Annotated in this window: 20 protein-coding genes; 15 read left to right on the top strand and 5 right to left on the bottom strand. The window is 55.2% G+C overall.

What is annotated here, in order from left to right:
• From OGV79_RS18495 to mdtQ, 3 genes are all read left to right on the top strand, one after another.
• Positions 1–1194 carry a 3-hydroxybenzoate 6-monooxygenase gene (locus OGV79_RS18495; protein WP_012131632.1) on the top strand — a complete coding sequence of 398 codons (1194 nt, stop codon included), beginning with the start codon at positions 1–3 and terminating at the stop codon, positions 1192–1194.
• 66 nt (positions 1195–1260) lie between these two features.
• A complete protein-coding gene (gene dusC, locus OGV79_RS18490; protein ID WP_012131633.1) occupies positions 1261–2199 on the top strand; it encodes a tRNA dihydrouridine(16) synthase DusC in 939 nt (312 codons plus the stop codon).
• A gap of 283 nt (positions 2200–2482) precedes the next feature.
• On the top strand, positions 2483–3919 hold the full coding sequence (mdtQ, locus tag OGV79_RS18485; RefSeq protein WP_286468786.1) for a multidrug resistance outer membrane protein MdtQ: 1437 nt from the start codon (positions 2483–2485) through the stop codon (positions 3917–3919).
• A gap of 68 nt (positions 3920–3987) precedes the next feature.
• Here mdtQ and OGV79_RS18480 read toward each other — a convergent pair whose 3' ends face one another.
• Positions 3988–4557: a DedA family protein gene (locus OGV79_RS18480; protein WP_047462521.1), complete on the bottom strand. Its 570-nt coding sequence runs from the start codon at positions 4555–4557 to the stop codon at positions 3988–3990.
• 163 nt (positions 4558–4720) lie between these two features.
• Between OGV79_RS18480 and OGV79_RS18475 the strand changes: the two genes are divergently transcribed.
• Together OGV79_RS18475 and pbpG are read left to right on the top strand one after the other, a co-directional pair.
• Positions 4721–5308, top strand: coding sequence for a Yip1 family protein (locus OGV79_RS18475; protein WP_012131637.1), 588 nt, complete (start codon positions 4721–4723; stop codon positions 5306–5308).
• A 230-nt stretch (positions 5309–5538) separates the two neighbouring features.
• The gene (pbpG, locus tag OGV79_RS18470) at positions 5539–6474 is read left to right on the top strand and encodes a D-alanyl-D-alanine endopeptidase (RefSeq protein WP_198447505.1); all 936 of its coding nucleotides are present in this window, start codon (positions 5539–5541) and stop codon (positions 6472–6474) included.
• A 111-nt stretch (positions 6475–6585) separates the two neighbouring features.
• On the opposite strand, the gene dld is transcribed toward pbpG, so the two are convergent.
• The gene (gene dld / locus OGV79_RS18465; protein ID WP_047462524.1) at positions 6586–8316 is read right to left on the bottom strand and encodes a D-lactate dehydrogenase; all 1731 of its coding nucleotides are present in this window, start codon (positions 8314–8316) and stop codon (positions 6586–6588) included.
• A gap of 251 nt (positions 8317–8567) precedes the next feature.
• Between dld and bglX the strand changes: the two genes are divergently transcribed.
• The 5 genes from bglX to OGV79_RS18440 all read left to right on the top strand — a co-directional run bounded on the left by bglX (position 8568) and on the right by OGV79_RS18440 (position 14821).
• Complete coding sequence (gene bglX / locus OGV79_RS18460) at positions 8568–10865, top strand: beta-glucosidase BglX (RefSeq protein ID WP_047462528.1); 2298 nt, start codon at positions 8568–8570, stop codon at positions 10863–10865.
• 201 nt (positions 10866–11066) lie between these two features.
• Positions 11067–11984: a glycine betaine ABC transporter substrate-binding protein OsmF gene (osmF, locus tag OGV79_RS18455; RefSeq protein ID WP_012131641.1), complete on the top strand. Its 918-nt coding sequence runs from the start codon at positions 11067–11069 to the stop codon at positions 11982–11984.
• A 24-nt stretch (positions 11985–12008) separates the two neighbouring features.
• Positions 12009–13166, top strand: a complete 1158-nt coding sequence (locus tag OGV79_RS18450; protein WP_286468785.1) for an ABC transporter permease — start codon at positions 12009–12011, stop codon at positions 13164–13166.
• Positions 13159–14106 carry an ABC transporter ATP-binding protein gene (locus OGV79_RS18445; RefSeq protein WP_286468854.1) on the top strand — a complete coding sequence of 316 codons (948 nt, stop codon included), beginning with the start codon at positions 13159–13161 and terminating at the stop codon, positions 14104–14106. Before OGV79_RS18450 ends, OGV79_RS18445 begins: the two co-directional genes overlap by 8 nt.
• On the top strand, positions 14090–14821 hold the full coding sequence (locus OGV79_RS18440; RefSeq protein WP_049011719.1) for an ABC transporter permease: 732 nt from the start codon (positions 14090–14092) through the stop codon (positions 14819–14821). Before OGV79_RS18445 ends, OGV79_RS18440 begins: the two co-directional genes overlap by 17 nt.
• Here OGV79_RS18440 and OGV79_RS18435 read toward each other — a convergent pair.
• Together OGV79_RS18435 and mlrA are read right to left on the bottom strand one after the other, a co-directional pair.
• Positions 14802–14909, bottom strand: a complete 108-nt coding sequence (locus tag OGV79_RS18435; protein ID WP_047462533.1) for a protein YohO — start codon at positions 14907–14909, stop codon at positions 14802–14804. The two genes, OGV79_RS18440 and OGV79_RS18435, sit on opposite strands and share 20 nt — an antisense overlap.
• A gap of 109 nt (positions 14910–15018) precedes the next feature.
• The gene (gene mlrA, locus OGV79_RS18430) at positions 15019–15750 is read right to left on the bottom strand and encodes an HTH-type transcriptional regulator MlrA (RefSeq protein WP_012131645.1); all 732 of its coding nucleotides are present in this window, start codon (positions 15748–15750) and stop codon (positions 15019–15021) included.
• Positions 15751–15972: 222 nt separating this feature from the next.
• Here mlrA and OGV79_RS18425 point away from each other — a divergent pair, with 222 nt between their 5' ends.
• The 3 genes from OGV79_RS18425 to OGV79_RS18415 are packed head-to-tail and all read left to right on the top strand — an operon-like array spanning position 15973 to position 18891.
• Positions 15973–17658 (top strand): sensor histidine kinase, encoded by a 1686-nt coding sequence (locus tag OGV79_RS18425; RefSeq protein ID WP_012131646.1) that lies wholly within the window; start codon positions 15973–15975, stop codon positions 17656–17658.
• A complete protein-coding gene (gene btsR, locus OGV79_RS18420; RefSeq protein ID WP_012131647.1) occupies positions 17655–18374 on the top strand; it encodes a two-component system response regulator BtsR in 720 nt (239 codons plus the stop codon). The genes OGV79_RS18425 and btsR overlap by 4 nt, the downstream gene beginning before the upstream one ends.
• A 46-nt stretch (positions 18375–18420) precedes the next feature.
• Positions 18421–18891, top strand: a complete 471-nt coding sequence (locus tag OGV79_RS18415) for a YehS family protein (protein ID WP_012131648.1) — start codon at positions 18421–18423, stop codon at positions 18889–18891.
• Positions 18892–18993: 102 nt separating this feature from the next.
• Here OGV79_RS18415 and metG read toward each other — a convergent pair whose 3' ends face one another.
• Positions 18994–21027: a methionine--tRNA ligase gene (metG, locus tag OGV79_RS18410; protein ID WP_012131649.1), complete on the bottom strand. Its 2034-nt coding sequence runs from the start codon at positions 21025–21027 to the stop codon at positions 18994–18996.
• A 165-nt stretch (positions 21028–21192) separates the two neighbouring features.
• On the opposite strand from metG, the gene apbC reads away from it, so the two are divergent.
• Both apbC and OGV79_RS18400 read left to right on the top strand, forming a co-directional pair.
• Positions 21193–22302 carry an iron-sulfur cluster carrier protein ApbC gene (gene apbC / locus OGV79_RS18405; RefSeq protein WP_012131650.1) on the top strand — a complete coding sequence of 370 codons (1110 nt, stop codon included), beginning with the start codon at positions 21193–21195 and terminating at the stop codon, positions 22300–22302.
• A 274-nt stretch (positions 22303–22576) separates the two neighbouring features.
• Positions 22577–22858, top strand: a complete 282-nt coding sequence (locus OGV79_RS18400; RefSeq protein WP_049011722.1) for a DUF2574 family protein — start codon at positions 22577–22579, stop codon at positions 22856–22858.
• Positions 22859–22991: the final 133 nt, after the last annotated feature.

Below are 22991 nucleotides of genomic sequence, written 5' to 3'. Positions count from 1 at the left end.
ATGGCTAAAGTGACAAGCGCAATTATCGTGGGTGGCGGTATTGGCGGCGCAGCGACCGCGCTGTCGCTGGCGCGCCAGGGCATTAAAGTGATGCTGCTGGAAAAGGCTCATGAAATTGGTGAGATTGGGGCGGGGATTCAGCTCGGGCCGAATGCGTTTTCCGCGCTGGACAGCCTCGGCGTTGGCGAAGTGGCTCGCCAGCGCGCGGTCTTTACCGATCATATTACGATGATGGACGCCGTGAATGCCGAAGAGGTCGTGCGCATTGAAACCGGCCAGGCCTTTCGCGACCATTTTGGCGGCCCGTATGCCGTGATTCACCGGGTGGATATTCATGCCACCGTCTGGGAAGCGGCGCTGACTCATCCGGGCGTGGAGTACCGGACTTCAACGAATATTGTCGATATCCGCCAGACGCCGGACGATGTAACGGTGTTTGACGAGCAGGGGAATAGCTGGACGGCAGATATTCTGCTGGGCTGCGATGGCGTGAAATCGGTCGTGCGCCAGAGTCTGCTTGGTGATACGCCACGCGTGACCGGGCATGTGGTGTACCGGGCCGTGGTGGAGTGCGACGACATGCCGGAAGATTTGCGCATCAACGCGCCGGTACTGTGGGCCGGGCCGCACTGCCATCTGGTGCATTATCCGTTGCGCGGCGGGAAACAGTACAATCTGGTGGTGACGTTCCATAGCCGTCAGCAGGAGGAGTGGGGCGTGAAAGACGGAAGCAAAGAAGAGGTGCTCTCTTATTTTGCCGGGATTCACCCGCGTCCGCGTCAAATGCTCGACAAACCCACCTCCTGGCGCCGTTGGGCGACCGCTGACCGGGAACCGGTAGAGAAATGGGGAACCGACCGCATCACGCTGGTGGGCGACGCCGCGCACCCGGTTGCGCAATATATGGCGCAGGGCGCCTGCATGGCGCTGGAAGATGCCGTTACGCTGGGTAAAGCGCTGGAGCGTTGTCATGGTGATGCGCAGCAGGCCTTTGCGTTGTATGAGTCGGTGCGTATTCCCCGCACGGCGCGAATTGTCTGGTCAACCCGCGAGATGGGGCGCGTCTACCATGCCGCAGGCGTGGAGCGACAGGTGCGTAATCTGCTGTGGAAAGGCAAATCCCAGCAGGAGTTTTATCGCGGCATTGAGTGGCTGTATGGCTGGAAGGAAGATAACTGCCTTGAGCCGCGCTGAGAGACTTTAAACCGCACCACAGAGGCGCTACCATAGCGCCTCTTTTTTTGCAGGTAACGAAATGCTATGCGTGTTTTACTGGCGCCGATGGAAGGCGTGCTCGACTCTCTGGTGCGCGAGCTACTGACCGAGGTTAATGATTACGATCTGTGCATCACGGAGTTTTTGCGCGTGGTGGATCAGCTTCTGCCGGTAAAAGTGTTTCATCGCATCTGCCCGGAACTGCACAATGCCAGCCGCACGGCGTCCGGCACAGTCGTGCGTATTCAACTGCTGGGGCAATACCCGCAGTGGCTGGCGGAAAACGCCGCCCGCGCGGTGGAGCTGGGCTCATATGGCGTGGATTTAAACTGCGGCTGTCCGTCGAAAATGGTGAACGGCAGCGGAGGCGGGGCGACGTTGCTCAAAGATCCTGAGCTTATCTATCAGGGGGCAAAAGCGATGCGTGAAGCCGTGCCTGCGCATTTACCGGTCACGGTGAAGGTGCGTCTGGGCTGGGACAGCGGCGAAAGAAAATTTGAAATTGCCGATGCCGTCCAGCAGGCAGGGGCGACAGAGCTTGTCGTGCATGGGCGCACCAAAGAGCAGGGTTATAAAGCCGAACATATTGACTGGCAGGCGATTGGCGAGATCCGCCAGCGACTCACTATTCCGGTTATCGCCAATGGTGAAATCTGGGACTGGCAGAGTGCGCAAGAGTGTATGGCGGTCAGCGGCTGCGACGCGGTGATGATGGGACGTGGAGCGTTAAACATCCCGAATCTCAGCCGCGTGGTGAAATATAACGAACCGCGTATGCCCTGGCCGGAAGTGGTTTTACTGCTGCAAAAATACACCCGGCTGGAAAAGCAGGGGGATACCGGGCTGTATCATGTCGCGCGTATTAAGCAGTGGCTGGGGTATTTGCGTAAGGAATATACGGAAGCCACCGCGCTATTTCAGGAAATCCGAGCGCTTAATAATTCCCCTGATATTGCTCGCGCCATTCAGTCCATTGATATTTAAATCGCCTTATCTGGCCGCGTGCCTGATGGCGCTTCGCTTATCCGGCCTACACAGTCTGTGTAGGCCGGATAAGACGGTACGTCGCCATCCGGCAGCGGTTCGACAGGGAATTACGCAAAAGATAAATATCATTTAATGAAATACTTTAACCATAATCATCTGTTTAAATTATAATTTTCTAATTATATTTTTCCTTTTCCAAAGATGTATTGCCACGCGTAACTAAAAAACAGGACGCAACACCACGTAATCTCTGCGCACCTTTTCTTACCAGAACGTCTCCATGAACCGCGATTCTCTCCTGGCCACAACGGTGTGCCTGTCTCTTTTTACGCTGCTGGCGGGTTGCGCGCCGATGCACGATACCCGTCAGTCGCTGACGCGACAAACGCCTGCTGCACAGGTTGATTCACCATTACCGACGGCAATAAAAAACGGTTGGCCGGACAGCCAGTGGTGGAAGGCGTACCACGATCCCCAGCTTGATGCCTTAATTAACAACGCATTACAGCATTCTCCTGATATGCAGGTGGCTGAACAGCGTATACAACTCGCCGAGGCGCAGGCGAAGGCGGTTGAAGCGCAGGATGGCCCCCGGCTGGATTTCTCTGCGGATGTTGAGCGCCAGAAAATGTCTGCGGAAGGGCTGATGGGGCCGTTTGCCATCACCGATCCGGCGGCGGGAACCACCGGGCCGTGGTACACCAACGGGACGTTCGGCTTAACCGCCGGTTGGGATCTGGATCTCTGGGGCAAGAATCGGGCTGAAGTCAGCGCGAGAATCGGCGTAGTGAAAGCGCGTGAAGCGGAACAGGCGCAAACCCGGCAACTGCTGGCAAGCGGCGTCGCGCGTTTATACTGGGAATGGCAGACGCAGGCGGCGCTTAAAGCGGTGCTGACGCAAATCGAACATGAACAGCAAAACGTCATTACGGTTGATCGCCAGCTGTATCAAAACGGTATTACCTCCTCGGTCGAAGGGGTGGAAACCGATATTGATGCCGGTAAAACGCAGCAGCAGCTAAATGATGTGGCCGGTAAAATGAAGATTATTGAGGCGCGTCTGAGTGCGCTGACCAATGCGCAATCGGCCTCGCTGACCCTGCATACGGTTGCTCTGCCAGTGACTGAAAGCCAGTTGCCCGCTCAGTTGAGCTATGAACTTCTGGCTCGCCGACCCGATTTACAGGCGGCGCACTGGTACATTGAGTCCTCTTTAGGCAGCGTTGACGCCGCAAAAGCAGCGTTTTATCCCGATATCAACCTGATGGCGTTTCTGCAACAGGACGCCCTGCACCTGAGCGATCTGTTTCGCCATTCCGCACAGCAGATGGGCGTCACCGCCGGGCTGACGCTGCCGATCTTTGACAGCGGCAGGCTGAACGCCAGTCTTGATATCGCGAAAGCGCAAAGTAATCTCTCTGTCGCGAATTACAACAAAGCGGTGGTGGATGCGGTGAATGATGTGGCGCGCGCCGCCAGTCAGGTTGAAACGATGGCTGAAAAAAATCAGCACCAACGGCAGATTGAGCATGACGCACAGCGGGTGGTTGGTCTGGCACAGGTGCGCTTTAATGCCGGAATTATTGCGGGCTCCCGCGTCAGCCAGGCGAAGATCCCGGCGCTGCGGGAACATTGCAACGGCCTGATTTTGCAAGGGCAATGGCTGGATGCGTCCATCCAGCTCACCAGCGCGCTGGGCGGCGGTTATCATCTTTGAGCGTCGTGCCGGATGGCGCTTTAATGCAGGCCAAATAAGGCGTTCACGCCGCCATCCGGCGTGAAGCGCTAAGGCGCATCAGGCTTATTGCGCCGTTTTAACCACCAGCGAGCGCCAAAAACCAGCCCAACCACCAGCGCCAGCCAAATCACATGCTTTATATGCTGGTCGAAACTGTGCAGCCACGGCGCGATCACCTCGCCGCCAATATAGCCCAGGGTGGTAAACAGCAAAGCCCAGATCATCGCTCCCAGAATATTCAGCGGCAGAAAGATTTTAGGCGGCAGATGGCTGGCGCCAATCAATAGCGGCCCAATAATGCGAAAGCCGTACATAAATCGGGAACCGATCACAAACAGGTACGGGCGGCGCTGGATCATTTTCTGCGCCAGATGAATTTTGGCGCGGTGTTGGGAAAAGCGCCGCAAAATTTTGCCGCCATAGCGACGACCCAACAAATAGAGCACCTGATCGCCAATCATGCCGCCGAGTGCGACAGAGAGCACCACCAGAGGGAATTTAAGCAATCCCTGATGGGCTGCCACGCCGCCTAACAGGGTGATGGTCTCGCCTTCCGCCATACTGCCAATAATCAGCGCGGCGTAACCGTAATGCGTGATAAGACTGTTGATATCCATACGTGAAAACGACCTCCCGCCTTTAGCATACACCCTATCAATGTTTATGGCCGGAAAAGGCGCGACGTTAGCGCATCGGTTTTTATGCGCTGTACATAAAATAATCGAAAGCTGAATTATACTTGAAGTGTTGAGATCCAGAGCTGACAAGCAGGGGGGCGGTATGAACCATGTCTGGGGGCTATTTTCCCATCCCGATCGTGAAATGCGCGTGATCAAAAGCGAAAACGAAACGGTGTCGCATCACTATACCCACCATGTGCTGCTGATGGCGGCGATCCCGGTGATTTGCGCCTTTATTGGTACCACGCAAATTGGCTGGAATTTTGGTGATGGCAATGTGCTGCGCTTGTCTCTGTTTACAGGGCTGGCGTTCGCGGTTCTGTTTTACGGCATGATGCTGGCCGGGGTTGCCGTGATGGGGCGGGTCATCTGGTGGATGGCGCGCAACTACCCGCAACGGCCTTCCCTGGGACACTGTATGGTCTTTGCCGGGTATGTCGCAACGCCGCTGTTTTTAAGTGGTCTGGTGGCGCTTTATCCGCTGGTGTGGCTCTGTGCGTTAGTCGGTACTGTCGCACTGTTTTATACCGGCTATCTGCTGTATCTCGGCATCCCGACATTCCTGAACATCAGTAAAGAGGAAGGTCTGAGCTTTTCCAGTTCGACGCTGGCTATCGGCGTGCTGGTACTGGAAGTGCTGCTGGCGATGACGGTGATCCTGTGGGGATATGGATACCGGTTATTCTGAGGTATGAAAAGAATTCGGGTCGCAGGAGGGCGGTAAATGGACAACAGCAGCGCGCCTGCGCCCCGAAGCAGGGAAGAGACGGGTGTAAAAACCAGCATGCAGCATTTCGTGACGATTCTCTTATGGCGACAACGCTGTCGGGTCGCTATGATGCCGGAGCTAGCTTGAGTAAAATCCTGGCTCAGGCGGTGTACGTTCTACGTGCGTGAATCATTATCAGAAATCTCATCATGCTGAAATTCCGAGTTTCATTATTTAGCCTTGCCCTGATGCTGGCTGTCCCTTTTGCGCCACAGGCTGTGGCGAAAACCGCGGCTGCCGCCGTAGCGTCTCAACCGGAAATTGCTTCTGGAAGCGCGATGATTGTTGATCTGAACACTAACAAAGTGATCTATTCGAACCACCCGGATCTTGTGCGTCCGATTGCGTCGATCACCAAATTAATGACGGCGATGGTGGTGCTTGATGCGCGACTGCCGCTGGATGAAAAACTGAAAGTCGATATCAGCCAGACGCCGGAAATGAAAGGCGTTTACTCACGCGTGCGTCTGAACAGTGAAATCAGCCGTAAAAATATGTTGCTGCTGGCGCTGATGTCTTCGGAAAACCGGGCGGCGGCAAGCCTGGCGCATCATTATCCGGGTGGCTATAACGCTTTTATTAAAGCGATGAATGCTAAAGCCAAAGCGTTGGGCATGACCCACACCCGTTTTGTGGAGCCGACGGGACTGTCGATTCATAACGTATCGACCGCCCGTGACCTGACGAAACTGCTGATTGCCAGCAAGCAGTATCCGCTGATTGGTCAGTTAAGCACCACACGTGAGGATATGGCGACCTTTGCAAACCCGGCATACACCTTGCCGTTTCGCAATACGAATCACCTGGTGTACCGCGATAACTGGAATATTCAGTTGACCAAGACCGGGTTTACCAACGCTGCCGGTCATTGCCTGGTGATGCGCACGATGATCAACAACAAACCGGTGGCGTTAGTGGTGATGGATGCCTTTGGCAAATATACCCATTTTGCCGATGCCAGCCGTTTACGCACCTGGATTGAAACCGGCAAAGCGATGCCCGTTCCGGCCGCCGCGTTGAGTTATAAAAAGCAGAAAGCCGCGCAGATGGCCGCAGCAGGCGAGCAGACCGCGCAAAACGATTGAATTTTTTGATATGTGCCTGAATCCGGCCTACAGTTTGTAGGCCGGATAAGGCGCTTGCGCCGCCATCCGGCACGATATTTAAAACAGCTCCATCGCTGTAAATACGAGAAATCAATGCGTCTCGTCGGACGCCGCTTCTTTCCAGAATTTCAGCTTACTTGTTTTACCAATACCCGGATTCATGCTGTTGGTGGGGTCATTTTCACGATAAAAACGCGCCAGCGTCTCCGGCGCTTTGTACAAATGACCAACGTTATGCTCTGCCGGATATTGCGCGCCGCGCTGGCGCAGCAGTTCCAGCATTTGCTCTTTCAGCGCATGGGCATCGATGCCTTTCTTCACGATGTAATCCTGATGGAAGACATAGCACATGAAATGACCGTAATAGAGTTTATGCACCAGCTGGCTGTCAATTTCCGGCGGCAGATGCTCATACCATTCGGTGTCGTTACGTCGTAAGGCGATATCCAGTGCGAGAATATCCTCCACCTCATCGGCATGCACTGCCTGATAACGGATCGCCGCGCCTGCTGCGGCAAAACGGTGCAGGAACGCTTTGCTGCCTTCTTCCGGGGTACAGGCAAAGAAATCGCCCTCGGCGGTTTTGAAAAACTCGGTCAGCCAGCTTTGCGCTTCCGCCACTCCGTCTCCCGCCATTTTTAACAGCAGATGATGCTCATATTTGTCGCGCCAGCTTTTCATGCGCGGCGGCAGATGGTTAGGGAATAAATGGCCGAACTTCTGCATCGCGCGATCGGTGAAATGCGGACGGAAGATTTTTACCTTTTCCAGCATCGCGTCGGTACGGCCTTTGAGCGTAAAGAAGAACGGCATTTTGTCGGTGCCGAGCTTGTCGATCATCAGGAACGTATCTTTGCCATATTTCTCCGCGATGTCGTAAATATCGCGGTGCATATATTCACCGGCAACCGGCAGGTTGTCGAACTTCGCCAGGATATGACGACGAATCTCGGTCAGCACGTCGGGCTGATTGGTGCCGATGTAAAAGACCTGCTGGTTTTTTTCCGCCTCGAAAGTGTCCAGCCGCACGGCGAACACCGCCAGCTTACCCGCGCAGCCGGAGGATTCGAACAGGCGATCCGGGTCAGCGTTATAGCGGGCAGGGGTATCGGCCTCAATGTCCCTGACGCGAGTCACGTAGTCGTAATCGTGGGCGTGGCGGCCATCGTGGCGCACATCTTCATCTTTGATGCGTTCATCATCGAGTGTGCTGAGGATCTGTTCCGGGGTCTGGCCCAGTTCGATGCCCAGATGGTTCACCAGCTGTAATTTGCCCTGTTCATCAATACGCGCGAACAGCGACATTTCGGTATACGCCGGGCCGCGTTGTACCAGCGACCCGCCGGAGTTATTGCAGATGCCGCCAATAACTGACGCGCCGATACAGGAGGAACCGATAACCGAGTGCGGTTCGCGACCAAAAGGTTTAAGCGCTTTTTCCAGTGAGTACAGCGTGGTGCCTGGGTATGCCAGCACCTGTTCGCCTTTACTGAGGACGTGCAGCTTGTCGAGGCGTAGCGTGCTGATGATGACAATTTCGCGATCGTAATCGTTGCCGTTCGGCGTGGAACCTTCAGTCAGGCCGGTATTGGCGGCCTGCATCAGAATGATTTTATCGGCGTTTACGCAGGCGTTCAGTACGCGCCACAATTCCAGCAGCGAGCCGGGGAAGACCACGGCCAGCGCTTCGCCCTGACCAGAACGGAACCCCTTGCGGTAACGGGCGGTTTTTGCAGGATCGGTGAGCAGGTGCGAATGACCCACCAGACGGGTGAGCTCGTTAAGAAAGGCTTTATTATCTGTCGTTGTAATGGAAGACATTCTCCACTCCTTGTGGTGGGACAAACTATCGGAACTAAGCATAGCGCTTTGTATGACAATACGCTTTCTCATGCAACTTGTCTCGGTGCAGGCTTAGCGTATTCCTGATCCTCCTCCCTGCGCAGGGGACGTTAAAAAAATCAGAGAATAACCTTAGCTTTCTTCTCCTCTCCCGATTAGGCTTATGGCAAACTGCGGTTTTTGTTATATTTTTGCTGCCACGTCGGGCTAAAGAAAAAGAGAGAATCAAGATGAAATGGCTATGTTCTGTAGGTGTTGCGGTAAGCCTTGCGTTGCAGCCAGCGCTGGCGGAAGCGTTGTCTGGCAACCATCCGCTGACGCCTGAAGCTCGGGATGCGTTTGTCACTGAATTGCTCACGAAAATGACCGTTGATGAGAAAATCGGTCAGCTGCGTTTGATAAGCGTTGGGCCCGACAACCCGAAAGAAGCCATCCGGGAGATGATCAAAAACGGGCAGGTCGGGGCGATTTTTAACACCGTCACCCGCCAGGATATCCGAAAAATGCAGGATCAGGTGATGGAACTGAGCCGCCTGAAAATCCCTCTCTTTTTCGCCTATGACGTGCTGCACGGGCAGCGTACCGTTTTCCCTATCAGCCTTGGCCTGGCCTCCTCGTTTAATCTGGAGGCGGTAAAAACCGTGGGTCGCGTCTCGGCGTATGAAGCGGCTGACGATGGCCTGAACATGACCTGGGCGCCGATGGTGGATGTGTCCCGCGATCCGCGCTGGGGACGCGCATCGGAAGGCTTTGGTGAAGATACGTATCTGACGGCGATCATGGGCAAAACGATGGTCGAGGCGATGCAGGGCAAAAGCCCGGCGGATCGCTATTCGGTGATGACCAGCGTGAAACATTTCGCCGCCTATGGCGCGGTTGAGGGCGGGAAGGAATACAACACCGTCGATATGAGCCCGCAGCGCCTGTTCAACGACTATATGCCGCCGTATAAAGCCGGGCTGGACGCGGGCAGCGGCGCGGTGATGGTGGCGCTCAACTCACTGAACGGCACGCCTGCGACGTCAGATTCATGGCTGTTGAAAGAGGTGCTGCGCGACGAGTGGGGCTTTAAAGGCATCACCGTGTCCGATCACGGCGCGATCAAAGAGCTGATTAAACACGGCACGGCATCCGACCCGGAAGACGCGGTGCGCGTGGCGCTCAAGTCCGGCATCAACATGAGTATGAGCGATGAGTATTACAGCAAATACCTGCCGGGGCTGGTCAAATCAGGCAAAGTAACGATGGCGGAGCTGGACGATGCCGCGCGCCATGTGCTGAACGTGAAATATGACATGGGGTTGTTTAACGATCCGTACAGCCACCTGGGCGCAAAAGAGTCCGATCCGCAGGACACGAACGCCGAGAGCCGCCTGCATCGCAAAGACGCGCGCGACGTTGCGCGCGAAAGTCTGGTGCTGCTGAAGAACCGTCTGGAAACGCTGCCGTTGAATAAATCCGGCACCATTGCGGTGGTGGGGCCGCTGGCCGACAGTCAGCGTGATGTGATGGGTAGCTGGTCTGCCGCTGGCGTCGCCAGCCAGTCCGTTACGGTGCTGACGGGGATTAAAAACGCGCTGGGCGACAAAGGCAAAGTGATATACGCCAAAGGGGCGAATGTCACTAATGACAAAGGCATTGTTGATTTCCTCAATCAGTATGAGGAGGCGGTGAAAGTAGACCCTCGTTCGCCAGAAGCGATGATTGACGAGGCCGTTAATGCCGCGAAACAGTCCGATGTGGTTGTGGCCGTTGTCGGGGAAGCGCAGGGTATGGCGCATGAGGCTTCCAGCCGCACCGACATTCAGATCCCGCAAAGCCAGCGCGATCTGATCGCGGCGTTGAAGGCGACGGGTAAACCGTTGGTGCTGGTGCTGATGAACGGTCGTCCGCTGGCGCTGGTGAAAGAAGATCAGCAGGCTGACGCCATTCTGGAAACCTGGTTTGCCGGTACGGAAGGCGGTAACGCCATTGCTGACGTTCTGTTCGGCGACTATAACCCGTCGGGTAAACTGCCGATGTCCTTCCCGCGCTCTGTCGGGCAGATCCCGGTTTACTACAGCCATCTCAACACCGGTCGTCCGTATAACGCCGACAAGCCGAACAAGTACACCTCCCGTTACTTTGACGAGGCGAATGGCCCGCTGTATCCGTTTGGTTATGGTCTGAGCTACACCACGTTTACCGTTTCCGATGTGACGCTCTCTGCGCCCACCATGAAGCGCGATGGCGCGGTAACGGCCAGCGTGCGGGTGACGAATACCGGCAAGCGCGAGGGGGCGACGGTAATCCAGATGTATTTACAGGATGTTACGGCATCGATGAGTCGTCCGGTAAAACAGCTGAAAGGCTTTGAGAAGGTAACGCTGAAGCCGGGAGAAACGCAGACCGTTAGCTTCCCGATTGATATTGAGGCGCTGAAATTCTGGAACCAGCGTATGAAGTATGACGCGGAGCCCGGCAAGTTTAACGTCTTTATCGGCGTCGATTCCGCCCGTGTGAAGCAGGGCGAGTTTGAACTGCTGTAGCCACGCGCTATGCCTGTCAGCTCCGTAGGCCGGATAAGACGCGTTAGCGTCGCCATCCGGCACCGGTGCGCCTGATTGCCGGATGGCGCATGCGCTTATCCGGCCTGTGAATTGCTCCTGCCTTTTGTTGCTCTGCTATTTTTCAACTATGCTTTTTCCTCAAGTCTCTGAAAAGGGATGTAAAAGAATGAGGAAAGCAGCATGACAATTTCAAAAACAGGGGCGGGGGCGCTGCTGCTGTTAGCGGCGGTCAGTCTGCCGTTGCAGGCCGCATCACCCGTAACGGTCGGATCAAAAATCGATACGGAAGGCGCCTTGCTTGGCAACCTGATTTTACAGGTGCTGGAAAGCCACGGCGTTAAAACGGTGAATAAAGTGCAACTGGGTACAACCCCGGTAGTACGCGGCGCGATTACCTCCGGCGAGCTGGATATTTACCCGGAATATACCGGAAACGGCGCATTCTTCTTTAAAGACGAAAACGATCCGGCATGGAAAAACGCACAGGCGGGGTTTGAAAAAGTCAAAAAACTGGATGCTGAGCAGAACAAGCTGGTCTGGTTAACGCCAGCGCCTGCAAACAATACCTGGACGATTGCGGTACGCCAGGATGTTGCGGAAAAGAATAAACTGGTTTCGCTTGCGGATCTCGGACGCTATCTGAAAGAGGGCGGAACGTTCAAGCTGGCCGCCTCCGCCGAGTTTATCGAACGCGCCGATGCGCTGCCTGCCTTTGAAAAAGCCTACGATTTTAAACTGAATCAGAACCAGTTGCTGTCGCTGGCTGGCGGCGATACGGCGGTGACCATTAAAGCGGCCGCTCAGCAAACGTCCGGCGTAAACGCGGCAATGGCCTATGGCACCGACGGCCCGGTTGCGGCGCTGGGGCTGCAAACACTGAGCGATCCGCAAGGCGTTCAGCCTATCTATGCGCCTGCTCCGGTGGTTCGTGAGTCGGTGCTAAAAGAATATCCGCAGATGGCGGAATGGTTGCAGCCGGTATTTGCCAGCCTGGATGAAAAAACGCTGCAACAGTTGAATGCCAGTATCGCCGTTGAAGGGCTGGATGCGAAAAAAGTCGCGGCAGATTACCTGAAGCAAAAAGGCTGGGTGAAGTAACACATTTTGTATCAGGTCAGTAAGGTGTCAAAAGTCAGTCTTAACCGTGTGTTGCTGCTGTTGGTGATCCTGACGGGGGTTGCCGCCGCGCTGCCTTTCGTTAACTACGCCCCCAATCGCCTGGTGTCAGGGGCGGGGCGTCAGATCTGGGATATCTGGCCGGGTTCGGTTTCTCTGCTGGCGGGCGCCGGGTGCGCATTGCTGGTGTTGTGCTTTGTCCCTGGGAAAAAGGGCAGCGTGCTGACGCTTGTGCTGGCGCAGGCGCTGGTGATCGCCATGCTCTGGAGCGTGGGGAAAGCGGCAACGCATCTGGCGCAGGCCGGCAGCCCGCTGGCGCGCACCAGCCTGGGGAGCGGCCTGTGGCTGGGTCTTGGGCTCACCCTGCTGGCCTGTAGCGATGCCATTCGCCGTATCACCACCCAACCGTTCTGGCGCTGGCTTCTGCATGCGCAAATTGCGCTCTTACCGCTGGCGCTGCTGCTCACCGGCGCATTCAACGATCTCTCTTTACTCAAAGAGTACGCTAACCGGCAGGATATTTTTGATAATGCGCTGGTTCAGCACCTGACGCTGCTGGCGGGAACCGTGTTGCCCGCGTTGCTGATTGGCGTACCGCTGGGCATCTGGTGCTCGTTTGCAACGGCGCGGCAGGGGCCGGTCTTTGCCGTTCTGAATGTTATCCAGACCATCCCTTCCGTTGCGCTGTTTGGCCTGCTGATTGCCCCGCTTGCCGGGCTGGTGAAGGCCTGGCCCTGGCTGGGAACGCTTGGCGTGGCGGGAACCGGGTTAACACCCGCCCTGATTGCGCTGGTGCTCTATGCGTTACTGCCGCTGGTGCGCGGCGTGGTTGCCGGGCTTAACCAGGTGCCGCGAGACGTGCTGGAAAGCGCGCGGGCGATGGGGATGAGCGCTTCTCAACGCTTTATCCATGTACAACTGCCGCTGGCGTTGCCGGTTTTTTTACGCAGCCTGCGCGTGGTCATGGTGCAAACGGTGGGGATGGCGGTCATCGCCGCCCTGATTGGGGCGGGAGGGTTTGGCGCCCTGGTCTTTCAGGGACTGCTCAGCAGCGCCGTTGATCTGGTTCTGCTGGGGGTGATCCCGGTCATTGTGCTGGCCGTGCTGATCGACGCGCTGTTTGATTTATGGATCGCACTCCTGAAGGTAACGAATGATGATTGAATTTAGCCATGTCAGCAAAACCTTCGGTGCGCAGAAGGCCGTCAACGACCTCAATCTGCATTTTCGCGAAGGCAGCTTTTCGGTGCTGATTGGCACATCGGGGTCGGGAAAATCCACCACGCTGAAGATGATTAACCGCCTGGTGGAGCATGACAGCGGGGTGATCCGTTTTGCCGGGGAAGAGATCCGCAGCTTGCCGGTGCTGGAACTGCGTCGTCGCATGGGGTACGCCATCCAGTCGATCGGCCTTTTCCCGCACTGGACGGTGGCGCAAAACATTGCCACCGTACCGCAACTGCAAAAGTGGTCGCGCTCGCGTATTGATGACCGTACGGAAGAACTGATGACGCTGCTGGGGCTGGACGTGAATTTGCGTCACCGTTATCCGCACCAGCTCTCTGGCGGGCAACAGCAGCGCGTTGGGGTGGCTCGCGCGCTGGCTGCTGATCCGCAGGTATTGCTGATGGATGAGCCGTTTGGCGCGCTGGACCCGGTGACGCGCGGGGCGCTTCAGCAGGAGATGACCCGTATTCACCGGCTGCTTGGCCGCACCATCGTGCTGGTGACGCACGATATCGACGAGGCGCTGCGTCTGGCGGAGCATCTGGTGCTGATGGATGGCGGCGAAGTGGTACAGCAGGGCACGCCGCTGGAAATGCTGACCGCGCCGGCGAATGATTTTGTGCAGGCGTTTTTTGGGCGCAGCGAACTGGGCGTGCGGCTGCTGTCGCTGCGCAGCGTGGGGGATTATGTGCGTCGTCATGAGCAAGTGGGCGGTGACGCGCTGGCGGAAGAGATGACGCTGCGCGATGCGCTGTCTGTCTTTGTGGCGCGAGGGTGCGACGTATTGCCGGTGGTGGATCAGCAGGGTATTCCCTGCGGGACGCTCCATTTTCGCGATCTGCTTTCGGAGGCGCTGCCCGGTGAAACGACTGTCTGATCCGCTGCTCTGGCTTATTGTCGCTTTTCTGGCGCTGCTTGCGGGGCTGCCGTACAGCCAGGCGGTGTTTGGCGCGCTGTTTCCGCAGCTGCCACGACCGGTTTACCAGCAAGAAAGCTTTATGGCGCTGGCGCTGGCCCATTTCTGGCTGGTGGGTGTATCAAGCCTGATTGCTGTGGCGGTTGGCGTCGGGGCGGGGATTGCGGTCACTCGCTCATGGGGGGCAGAGTTTCGCCCGCTGGTGGAAACCATCGCCGCCGTCGGGCAGACCTTTCCGCCGGTCGCGGTGCTGGCGATAGCCGTTCCGGTGATGGGGTTTGGTCAGGAGCCAGCCATTATCGCGCTGATCCTCTACGGGGTTTTGCCGATATTGCAGGCTACGCTCGCCGGGCTGGGGGCGATTCCCGCCAGCGTCATGAGCGTGGCGCGCGGGATGGGGATGAGCCGGGGACAGCAACTGTGGAAAGTCGAACTGCCGCTGGCCGCGCCGGTGATTCTGGCGGGGATTCGCACCTCGGTAATCATCAATATTGGGACTGCGACGATCGCCTCGACGGTGGGCGCCAGCACGCTCGGCACGCCGATTATTATCGGGCTGAGCGGCTTTAACACCGCCTATGTGATTCAGGGGGCTTTACTGGTCGCGCTGGCGGCGATCATTGTCGATCGCCTGTTCGAGCGTCTGGTGCTGCGCCTTAACCGGCACGTAAAATAAACGTATAGCCAGCGAGCATCACGCCGCCGATACCGCCGATAGCCATCAGCAGGAAGAGGGTAATCACACCGATTTTAGCTGCGCGCATTGTGCACTCCTTATGTTAACAAAAGGATTGTACCGTAAAGCACGTTTGTTAATGAATCATTAAATGCGCAGAATGTCTGATCACGCATTGGTGCTGCCATCCGGTAAGGCTACAGGCCCAGCGGGTAAATATCGTGCCCCTGCGCGCGCCAGGCGTTGAGTTGCTGCTGCTGCGCGGGCGTCTGCGTCTCGCCGCACCAGATAAGCAGCGTCCTGCCGTCAAACAGCTCCGGGCGAAGCTGGTTCAGCGAGTGAGCCAGCACATCGACGCGCCATCCTTGCTGGCTGGCGACCCAGCCTTCCAGCCACAGCCGGGTGGTATCGTGAATATTCCAGCCGACCACCAGCGCGTCTTTCCCCTGTTTTTTACGCGCGGAGGCAAGACAAATCGCAATGTAATTGATCAAGATGCCGTCAAGGATGCCGAGCAACGCCTGGAGAGTGGGTTGCTGGCACTGTAAGCGTCGTCGCAGAGGAGTAAACAGGTGCGTGGTGAGTGTCTGGGCGGGGTAATCCTGCCCACGTTCTTTAATCCATAGCCTGAGGCTATGCAGATTGTTGCTTTGCAAATAGTGCAGCAGCGTCTCCTGCTGTTCGCGCCAGCCGTTTTGCACATCGATGTTATCGTTGCTGAGCAGCACTTTGACCTTACTGACCTGCACGCCGTTATCAATCCAGCGTTTAATCTCCCGAATCCTGTCGATATCGGCGTCATTAAACAGGCGGTGCCCCCCGTCTGTTCGCTGGGGCTTTAATAATCCGTAACGCCTCTGCCACGCGCGTAACGTGACAGGGTTGATATCACAAAGCAAAGCCACTTCACCTATTGTGTAAAGCGCCATCGTTTCACCCTTGCTCGCGAGGTCCCAGTTTTACTTTAGACGCTCTTTTACGAACCAGGTAGTTTTGTCTGTTTTTTAATCAGTGTGCGGGTGAGATTGTGGCCTGACGTGCGCTTTTGAGTGATCGTTCTCACGAATTCATGTTTTTTTGCAACAGTTCAAAGAAAGATAAGCGCAGCCAATGTATGTTACGCGTTTTTAAGAGATGTGTGGTTTGCGGGTATGTACGAGTTTAATCTGGTGTTGCTGCTGCTTCAGCAGATGTGCGTGTTTCTGGTCATTGCGTGGTTAATGAGTAAAACACGTTTATTCATCCCGTTAATGCAGGTTACCGTTCGCCTGCCGCATAAATTTCTCTGTTATATCGTCTTCTCTATTTTCTGCATTATGGGCACCTGGTTTGGGTTGCACATCGAAGATTCCATTGCCAATACCCGTGCGATTGGCGCCGTGATGGGCGGCTTGCTGGGCGGGCCTGTGGTCGGTGGCCTGGTCGGACTCACCGGCGGTTTACACCGTTATTCGATGGGCGGGATGACGGCGCTGAGCTGCATGATCTCCACCATTGTCGAAGGGTTGTTAGGCGGCCTGGTGCATAGCGTGCTGATCCGTCGCGGGCGCACCGATAAAGTCTTCAGCCCGTTAACGGCCGGGGCGATTACCTTCGTCGCTGAACTGGTGCAAATGCTGATCATTTTGTTGATCGCCCGACCTTTTGAAGATGCGTTGCATCTGGTAAGCAGTATTGCCGCGCCCATGATGGTGACTAACACCGTCGGGGCGGCGCTGTTTATGCGCATTTTGCTCGACAAACGTGCGATGTTTGAAAAATACACCTCGGCGTTTTCCGCCACCGCGCTGAAAGTGGCGGCCTCCACGGAGGGTATCCTTCGTCAGGGCTTTAACGAAGTGAACAGCATGAAGGTGGCCCAGGTGTTGTATCAGGAACTGGACATCGGCGCAGTGGCGATCACCGATCGCGATAAACTGCTGGCGTTTACCGGCATTGGCGACGATCACCACCTGCCGGGGAAACCTATTTCATCAAGCTACACGCTGAAAGCGATTGAGACCGGTGAGGTGGTGTATGCCGATGGTAACGAAGTGCCTTACCGCTGCTCGTTGCATCCGCAGTGCAAATTAGGCTCAACGCTGGTGATTCCGCTGCGCGGCGAAAACCAACGCGTGATGGGCACCATCAAACTGTATGAAGCCAAAAACCGGCTCTTTAGCTCCATCAACCGAACGCTGGGCGAGGGGATTGCGCAACTGCTGTCGGCGCAGATTCTGGCCGGGCAGTATGAACGCCAGAAAGCGCTGCTCACACAGTCGGAAATTAAACTTTTGCATGCGCAGGTGAATCCTCATTTCCTGTTTAACGCGCTTAACACCATTAAAGCGGTGGTACGCCGCGACAGCGAACAGGCCAGCCAACTGGTGCAGTATCTCTCGACCTTCTTTCGCAAGAACTTAAAGCGCCCCTCGGAGATTGTGACCCTTGCCGATGAAATTGAGCATGTGAATGCCTATTTGCAAATTGAGAAGGCGCGCTTCCAGGCGCGGTTGCAGGTGAATTTAAACGTGCCGGAGGAACTTTCGCACCAGCAACTGCCCGCGTTCACTCTGCAACCGATTGTGGAAAACGCCATTAAGCACGGCACGTCGCAACTGCTCGGCACCGGTGAAGTCTCCATTACGGCCAGACAGGACGGGCAGCACCTGATGCTGGACATTGAGGATAACGCCGGATTGTACCAGCCCACGACCAATGCCAGCGGCCTGGGGATGAACCTGGTGGATAAACGGCTGCGCGAACGCTTTGGCGATGATTACGGCATCAACGTGGCCTGCGAACCCGATCTCTTTACCCGGATAACCTTACGACTTCCCCTGGAGGAAAACGCATGATTAAAGTGCTGATTGTGGATGATGAGCCGTTAGCGCGGGAAAATCTGCGGATTCTGTTACAGGAACAAAGTGATATTGAGATTGTGGGTGAGTGCTCGAATGCGGTAGAGGCGATTGGCGCGGTGCATAAGCTGCACCCGGACGTGCTGTTTCTCGACATCCAGATGCCGCGCATCAGCGGGCTGGAAATGGTCGGGATGCTCGATCCAGAACATCGACCGTACATTGTTTTTCTGACCGCTTTTGACGAATACGCCATTAAAGCGTTTGAAGAGCATGCTTTTGACTATCTGCTTAAGCCCATTGAAGAGAAGCGGCTGGAGAAAACGTTGGCGCGTCTGCGACAGGAACGAAACATGCAGGACGTTTCGGTGCTGCCGGAAAATCAACAAGCGTTGAAATTCATTCCCTGCACCGGACACAGCCGTATTTATCTGTTGCAAATGGATGACGTGGCGTTTGTTAGCAGCCGGATGAGCGGCGTGTACGTAACCAGCAGCGAGGGGAAGGAAGGGTTTACCGAATTGACGCTGCGAACGCTGGAGAGCCGCACACCGTTATTGCGCTGCCATCGTCAGTATCTGGTGAATATGGCGCAGTTGCAGGAAATTCGTCTGGAGGATAATGGTCAGGCCGAGCTGATTTTGCGCAACGGTTTAACGGTTCCTGTCAGCCGTCGCTACCTGAAAAGTTTAAAAGAGGCGATTGGGCTGTAAAAGACTGCTAAAATGATTTTTTGCCTCATTAACACCCGAAGGCCCCATGCTGAGTAACGATATTCTGCGTAGCGTGCGCTACATCCTGAAAGCAAACAATAACGATCTGGTGCGCATTCTGGCGCTGGGTAATGCCGAAGCCACTGCGGAACAGATTGCTGTCTGGTTGCGTAAAGAAGAGGAAGAGGGCTTTCAACGTTGCCCGGATATCATCCTCTCTGCTTTCCTGAATGGGCTGATTTACGAAAAGCGTGGTAAAGATGAGTCCGCGCCAGCGCTGGAGCCGGAGCGCCGCGTTAACAATAATATTGTGCTGAAAAAGCTGCGTATCGCGTTCTCGCTGAAAACCGACGATATTCTTGCGATTCTGACGGAGCAAAAATTCCGCGTCTCGATGCCGGAAATCACGGCGATGATGCGCGCCCCGGAGCATAAAAATTTCCGCGAGTGCGGCGATCAGTTCTTGCGTTATTTCCTGCGCGGGCTGGCGGCGCGTCAGCACGAGAAGAAAGCATAATAAGATAAGCGGTAGGCCGGATAAGGTGTTTGCACCGTCATCCGGCGTGATTCGCTGGCGTACTGGAATAAAAAAGCCGGAGAATGTCTCCGGCTTTTTTGTTTATTTCACCTGCTGGCCTGGCTTCGCACCGTCATCCGGGCTTAACAGGAAGATATCTTTCCCGCCAGGACCGGCGGCCATCACCATCCCTTCAGAGATGCCGAAGCGCATTTTACGCGGGGCCAGGTTGGCGACCATCACCGTATGGCGACCAATCAGCGCCTGCGGGTCAGGGTACGCGGAACGGATGCCGGAGAAGACGTTGCGCTTTTCGCCGCCCAGATCCAGCGTCAGACGCAGCAGTTTGTCGGAACCCTCAACGAACTCAGCGTTTTCAATCAGCGCCACGCGCAGATCGACCTTAGCGAAATCGTCAAAGGTAATGGTTTCCTGAATCGGGTCGTCTGCCAGCGGGCCGGTAACTGGCGCCGCCGCCGCTTTCACCTCTTCTTTCGAGGCTTCAACCAGCGCATCGACCTGTTTCATGTCGATGCGGTTATACAGCGCTTTGAAGGCGTTAACCTTGTGGCCCAGCAGCGGTTGCGCGATTGCATCCCAGCTCAGCTCGGTGTTCAGGAACGCTTCCACACGTTCGCTCAGCGTTGGCAGAACCGGCTTCAGGTACGTCATCAGCACGCGGAACAGGTTGATGCCCATCGAGCAGATCGCCTGCAGGTCGGCATCGCGGCCTTCCTGTTTCGCGACAACCCACGGCGCCTGTTCATCAACATAGCGGTTAGCCATGTCCGCCAGCGCCATAATTTCACGGATCGCTTTACCGAATTCGCGGCTTTCCCACGCTTCGCCGATGACCGCTGCTGCGTCGGTGAAGGTTTTGTACAGCGCGGGATCGGCCAGTTCAGCAGCCAGTACGCCATCGAAACGCTTGTTGATAAAGCCCGCGTTACGGGAAGCCAGGTTGACGACTTTGTTGACGATATCCGCGTTGACGCGCTGCACGAAGTCTTCCAGATTCAGGTCGATGTCATCGATGCGGGAAGAGAGCTTCGCCGTGTAGTAATAGCGCAGGCTGTCGGCGTCAAAATGGTTCAGCCAGGTGCTGGCCTTAATAAAGGTGCCGCGCGATTTAGACATCTTCGCGCCGTTCACCGTTACATAGCCGTGAACGAACAGGTTGGTCGGTTTGCGGAAACCGCTGCCTTCCAGCATGGCCGGCCAGAACAGGCTGTGGAAGTAAACGATATCCTTACCGATGAAATGGTACAGCTCGGCGTCAGAATCTTTCTTCCAGTAGTCGTCAAAGCTGGTCAGATCGCCGCGCTTGTTGCACAGATTCTTGAATGAACCCATGTAGCCGATCGGCGCATCCAGCCAGACGTAGAAAAATTTGCCCGGCGCATTCGGGATTTCAAAACCGAAGTATGGCGCGTCACGGGAGATATCCCACTGTTGCAGGCCGGATTCAAACCACTCCTGCATTTTGTTCGCCACCTGCTCCTGCAACGCGCCGCTGCGGGTCCACGCCTGCAACATTTCGCTGAAAGAGGGCAGGTCAAAGAAGAAGTGCTCAGAGTCGCGCATCACCGGCGTAGCGCCGGAAACCACGGATTTTGGCTCGATAAGCTCGGTCGGGCTATAGGTCGCGCCGCACACTTCGCAGTTATCGCCGTACTGATCTGGAGACTTACATTTCGGGCAGGTGCCTTTTACAAAACGATCCGGCAGGAACATGCCTTTTTCTGGATCGTAGAGCTGAGAGATGGTGCGGTTCTTAATGAAACCGTTCTCTTTCAGGCGGGTGTAAATCAGCTCGGACAGCTCGCGGTTCTCTTCGCTGTGCGTTGAGTGGTAGTTGTCATAGCTGATGTTAAAGCCTGCGAAATCAGTCTGATGCTCCTGACTCATTTCACCAATCATCTGCTCTGGCGTAATACCCAACTGCTGTGCTTTCAGCATGATAGGGGTGCCGTGTGCGTCGTCCGCGCAGATGAAGTTGACCTGGTGGCCGCGCATTCGCTGGTAACGGACCCAGACATCAGCCTGGATGTGCTCCAGCATATGGCCGAGGTGGATGGAGCCGTTGGCGTACGGCAGCGCGCACGTTACCAGAATTTTCTTCGCGACTTGAGTCATAGTAGGTATTACTTCTTCTCTAGTAAAAGGGGGTTCTGATGTTACCTGAAAGGGAATAACTACGCCAAGTGATAAGGGCATTAATCCATAAATGAATAATTATTACCGCAGGAGTAAACTAGAAAGTTACAATTGTACTTTTCATAACGATAAAAAGGAGTCGGGATGAACGCACAATCCCAGGCTAAATCACCAGAGACCCTGCGCGCGATGGTCGCCGGGACGCTGGCGAATTTTCAGCACCCAACCCTGAAGCATAACCTGACGACGTTGAAAGCGTTGCACCATGTCGCCTGGCTGGATGACACGCTGCACGTTGAGCTGGTCATGCCGTTTGTCTGGCACAGCGCGTTTGAGGTGTTAAAAGAGCAATGCAGCGCCGATTTACTGCGGATTACGGGCGCGAAAGCCATTGACTGGAAGCTGTCGCATAACATCGCGACGCTGAAGCGCGTTAAAAATCAGCCTGGCATTAACGGCGTGAAGAACATTATCGCCGTCAGTTCCGGTAAAGGCGGCGTGGGAAAATCGTCTACCGCTGTTAACCTGGCGTTAGCGCTGGCGGCGGAAGGGGCGAAAGTCGGTATTCTGGATGCCGATATCTACGGCCCGTCTATCCCGACTATGCTGGGGGCTGAGAATCAGCGTCCAACTTCGCCGGACGGCACCCATATGGCGCCGATTATGTCTCACGGTCTGGCGACCAACTCCATCGGCTATCTGGTGACGGATGACAATGCGATGGTATGGCGCGGCCCGATGGCCAGTAAAGCGCTGATGCAGATGTTGCAGGAAACGTTGTGGCCGGATCTGGATTACCTGGTACTGGATATGCCGCCGGGAACCGGTGATATTCAATTGACGCTGGCGCAGAACATTCCGGTTACAGGCGCGGTTGTCGTTACCACACCGCAGGACATCGCGCTTATTGACGCCAAAAAAGGCATTGTGATGTTCGAGAAGGTCGAAGTACCGGTGCTTGGGATTGTTGAAAACATGAGTATGCATATCTGTAGCAACTGCGGTCACCATGAGCCAATTTTTGGCACCGGCGGCGCACAGAAACTGGCCGAGCAGTACCGTACTCAACTGCTGGGGCAGATGCCGTTGCATATCAGCCTGCGTGAAGATCTCGATCGCGGAACGCCGACGGTAATCAGCCGTCCCGACAGTGAGTTTACCGCGATATACCGCGAGCTGGCAGGGCGCGTTGCGGCGCAACTGTACTGGCAGGGTGAGGTTATTCCCGGAGAAATAGCTTTCCGCGCGGTTTAATTTCGCCTGAACCGTCAGGATGACGGTTATTCACCGCATCAGAAATATATTGATGCGGTGAATATATTAATGAAATAATCATCACGCTATTATTTATTTTCCCTTCATTAATTGGGCGCTTTTCTTAAAAAATCACCAAATACATCATTTGAATTGATCATAGCTATCTTATTAATTTATTATCTCGATTGGTCTTACAATGAACCGGCGAGCATAATTTCCCATGAAGATAAACTGTGCTGTGCTCTCTTTTACGACAGGATTAACGCTAAACATGAAGAATCCTTTGCTGATGGGAATTATAGTTCTGGCTTATGGAATGAGTTCTCCTGTTTTTGCCTCTGATACCGCGACGCTCACGATTAGCGGAAGCGTTACGACCCCCACCTGTCACGCTGATGTTGTGGATACTCAGTTGCAACAGCGTTGCGGTAATAACACCTATCTGACAAACGCAGGAGAAACGGCCTCAATGCCGGTCAGAGGCGTTGTAACGGAAGTTATCACCCTGCCAGGAAGCACCGCTCGCCAGATAGTCCTAAACCGCTACGACTAAAATAACGTGAATACGAGAAAGCCCACATCATTTTCATGAATGATGTGGGCTTTTCTATTTATATTTTGAATGTATTTAATGATAAATCACGATTATTAATAAATTCTAAAAATGATAATTAGTACAACTTATT

The organism is Citrobacter sp. CK185 (assembly GCF_030333565.1).
Taxonomy (GTDB): Bacteria; Pseudomonadota; Gammaproteobacteria; order Enterobacterales; family Enterobacteriaceae; genus Citrobacter_B; species Citrobacter_B koseri.
Note: the sequence above shows the minus strand (reverse complement) of the source record. Positions and strands in the feature narration are given on the sequence as shown.

What these genes read in the sequence shown, in the direction of transcription:
- OGV79_RS18495 (WP_012131632.1), top strand. Translation starts at nt 1, where the DNA reads ATGGCTAAAGTGACAAGCGCAATTATCGTGGGTGGCGGTATTGGCGGC.
- dusC (WP_012131633.1), top strand. Translation starts at nt 1,261, where the DNA reads ATGCGTGTTTTACTGGCGCCGATGGAAGGCGTGCTCGACTCTCTGGTG.
- mdtQ (WP_286468786.1), top strand. Translation starts at nt 2,483, where the DNA reads ATGAACCGCGATTCTCTCCTGGCCACAACGGTGTGCCTGTCTCTTTTT.
- OGV79_RS18480 (WP_047462521.1), bottom strand. Translation starts at nt 4,557, where the DNA reads ATGGATATCAACAGTCTTATCACGCATTACGGTTACGCCGCGCTGATT.
- OGV79_RS18475 (WP_012131637.1), top strand. Translation starts at nt 4,721, where the DNA reads ATGAACCATGTCTGGGGGCTATTTTCCCATCCCGATCGTGAAATGCGC.
- pbpG (WP_198447505.1), top strand. Translation starts at nt 5,539, where the DNA reads ATGCTGAAATTCCGAGTTTCATTATTTAGCCTTGCCCTGATGCTGGCT.
- dld (WP_047462524.1), bottom strand. Translation starts at nt 8,316, where the DNA reads ATGTCTTCCATTACAACGACAGATAATAAAGCCTTTCTTAACGAGCTC.
- bglX (WP_047462528.1), top strand. Translation starts at nt 8,568, where the DNA reads ATGAAATGGCTATGTTCTGTAGGTGTTGCGGTAAGCCTTGCGTTGCAG.
- osmF (WP_012131641.1), top strand. Translation starts at nt 11,067, where the DNA reads ATGACAATTTCAAAAACAGGGGCGGGGGCGCTGCTGCTGTTAGCGGCG.
- OGV79_RS18445 (WP_286468854.1), top strand. Translation starts at nt 13,159, where the DNA reads ATGATTGAATTTAGCCATGTCAGCAAAACCTTCGGTGCGCAGAAGGCC.
- OGV79_RS18435 (WP_047462533.1), bottom strand. Translation starts at nt 14,909, where the DNA reads ATGCGCGCAGCTAAAATCGGTGTGATTACCCTCTTCCTGCTGATGGCT.
- mlrA (WP_012131645.1), bottom strand. Translation starts at nt 15,750, where the DNA reads ATGGCGCTTTACACAATAGGTGAAGTGGCTTTGCTTTGTGATATCAAC.
- OGV79_RS18425 (WP_012131646.1), top strand. Translation starts at nt 15,973, where the DNA reads ATGTACGAGTTTAATCTGGTGTTGCTGCTGCTTCAGCAGATGTGCGTG.
- btsR (WP_012131647.1), top strand. Translation starts at nt 17,655, where the DNA reads ATGATTAAAGTGCTGATTGTGGATGATGAGCCGTTAGCGCGGGAAAAT.
- OGV79_RS18415 (WP_012131648.1), top strand. Translation starts at nt 18,421, where the DNA reads ATGCTGAGTAACGATATTCTGCGTAGCGTGCGCTACATCCTGAAAGCA.
- metG (WP_012131649.1), bottom strand. Translation starts at nt 21,027, where the DNA reads ATGACTCAAGTCGCGAAGAAAATTCTGGTAACGTGCGCGCTGCCGTAC.
- apbC (WP_012131650.1), top strand. Translation starts at nt 21,193, where the DNA reads ATGAACGCACAATCCCAGGCTAAATCACCAGAGACCCTGCGCGCGATG.
- OGV79_RS18400 (WP_049011722.1), top strand. Translation starts at nt 22,577, where the DNA reads ATGAAGAATCCTTTGCTGATGGGAATTATAGTTCTGGCTTATGGAATG.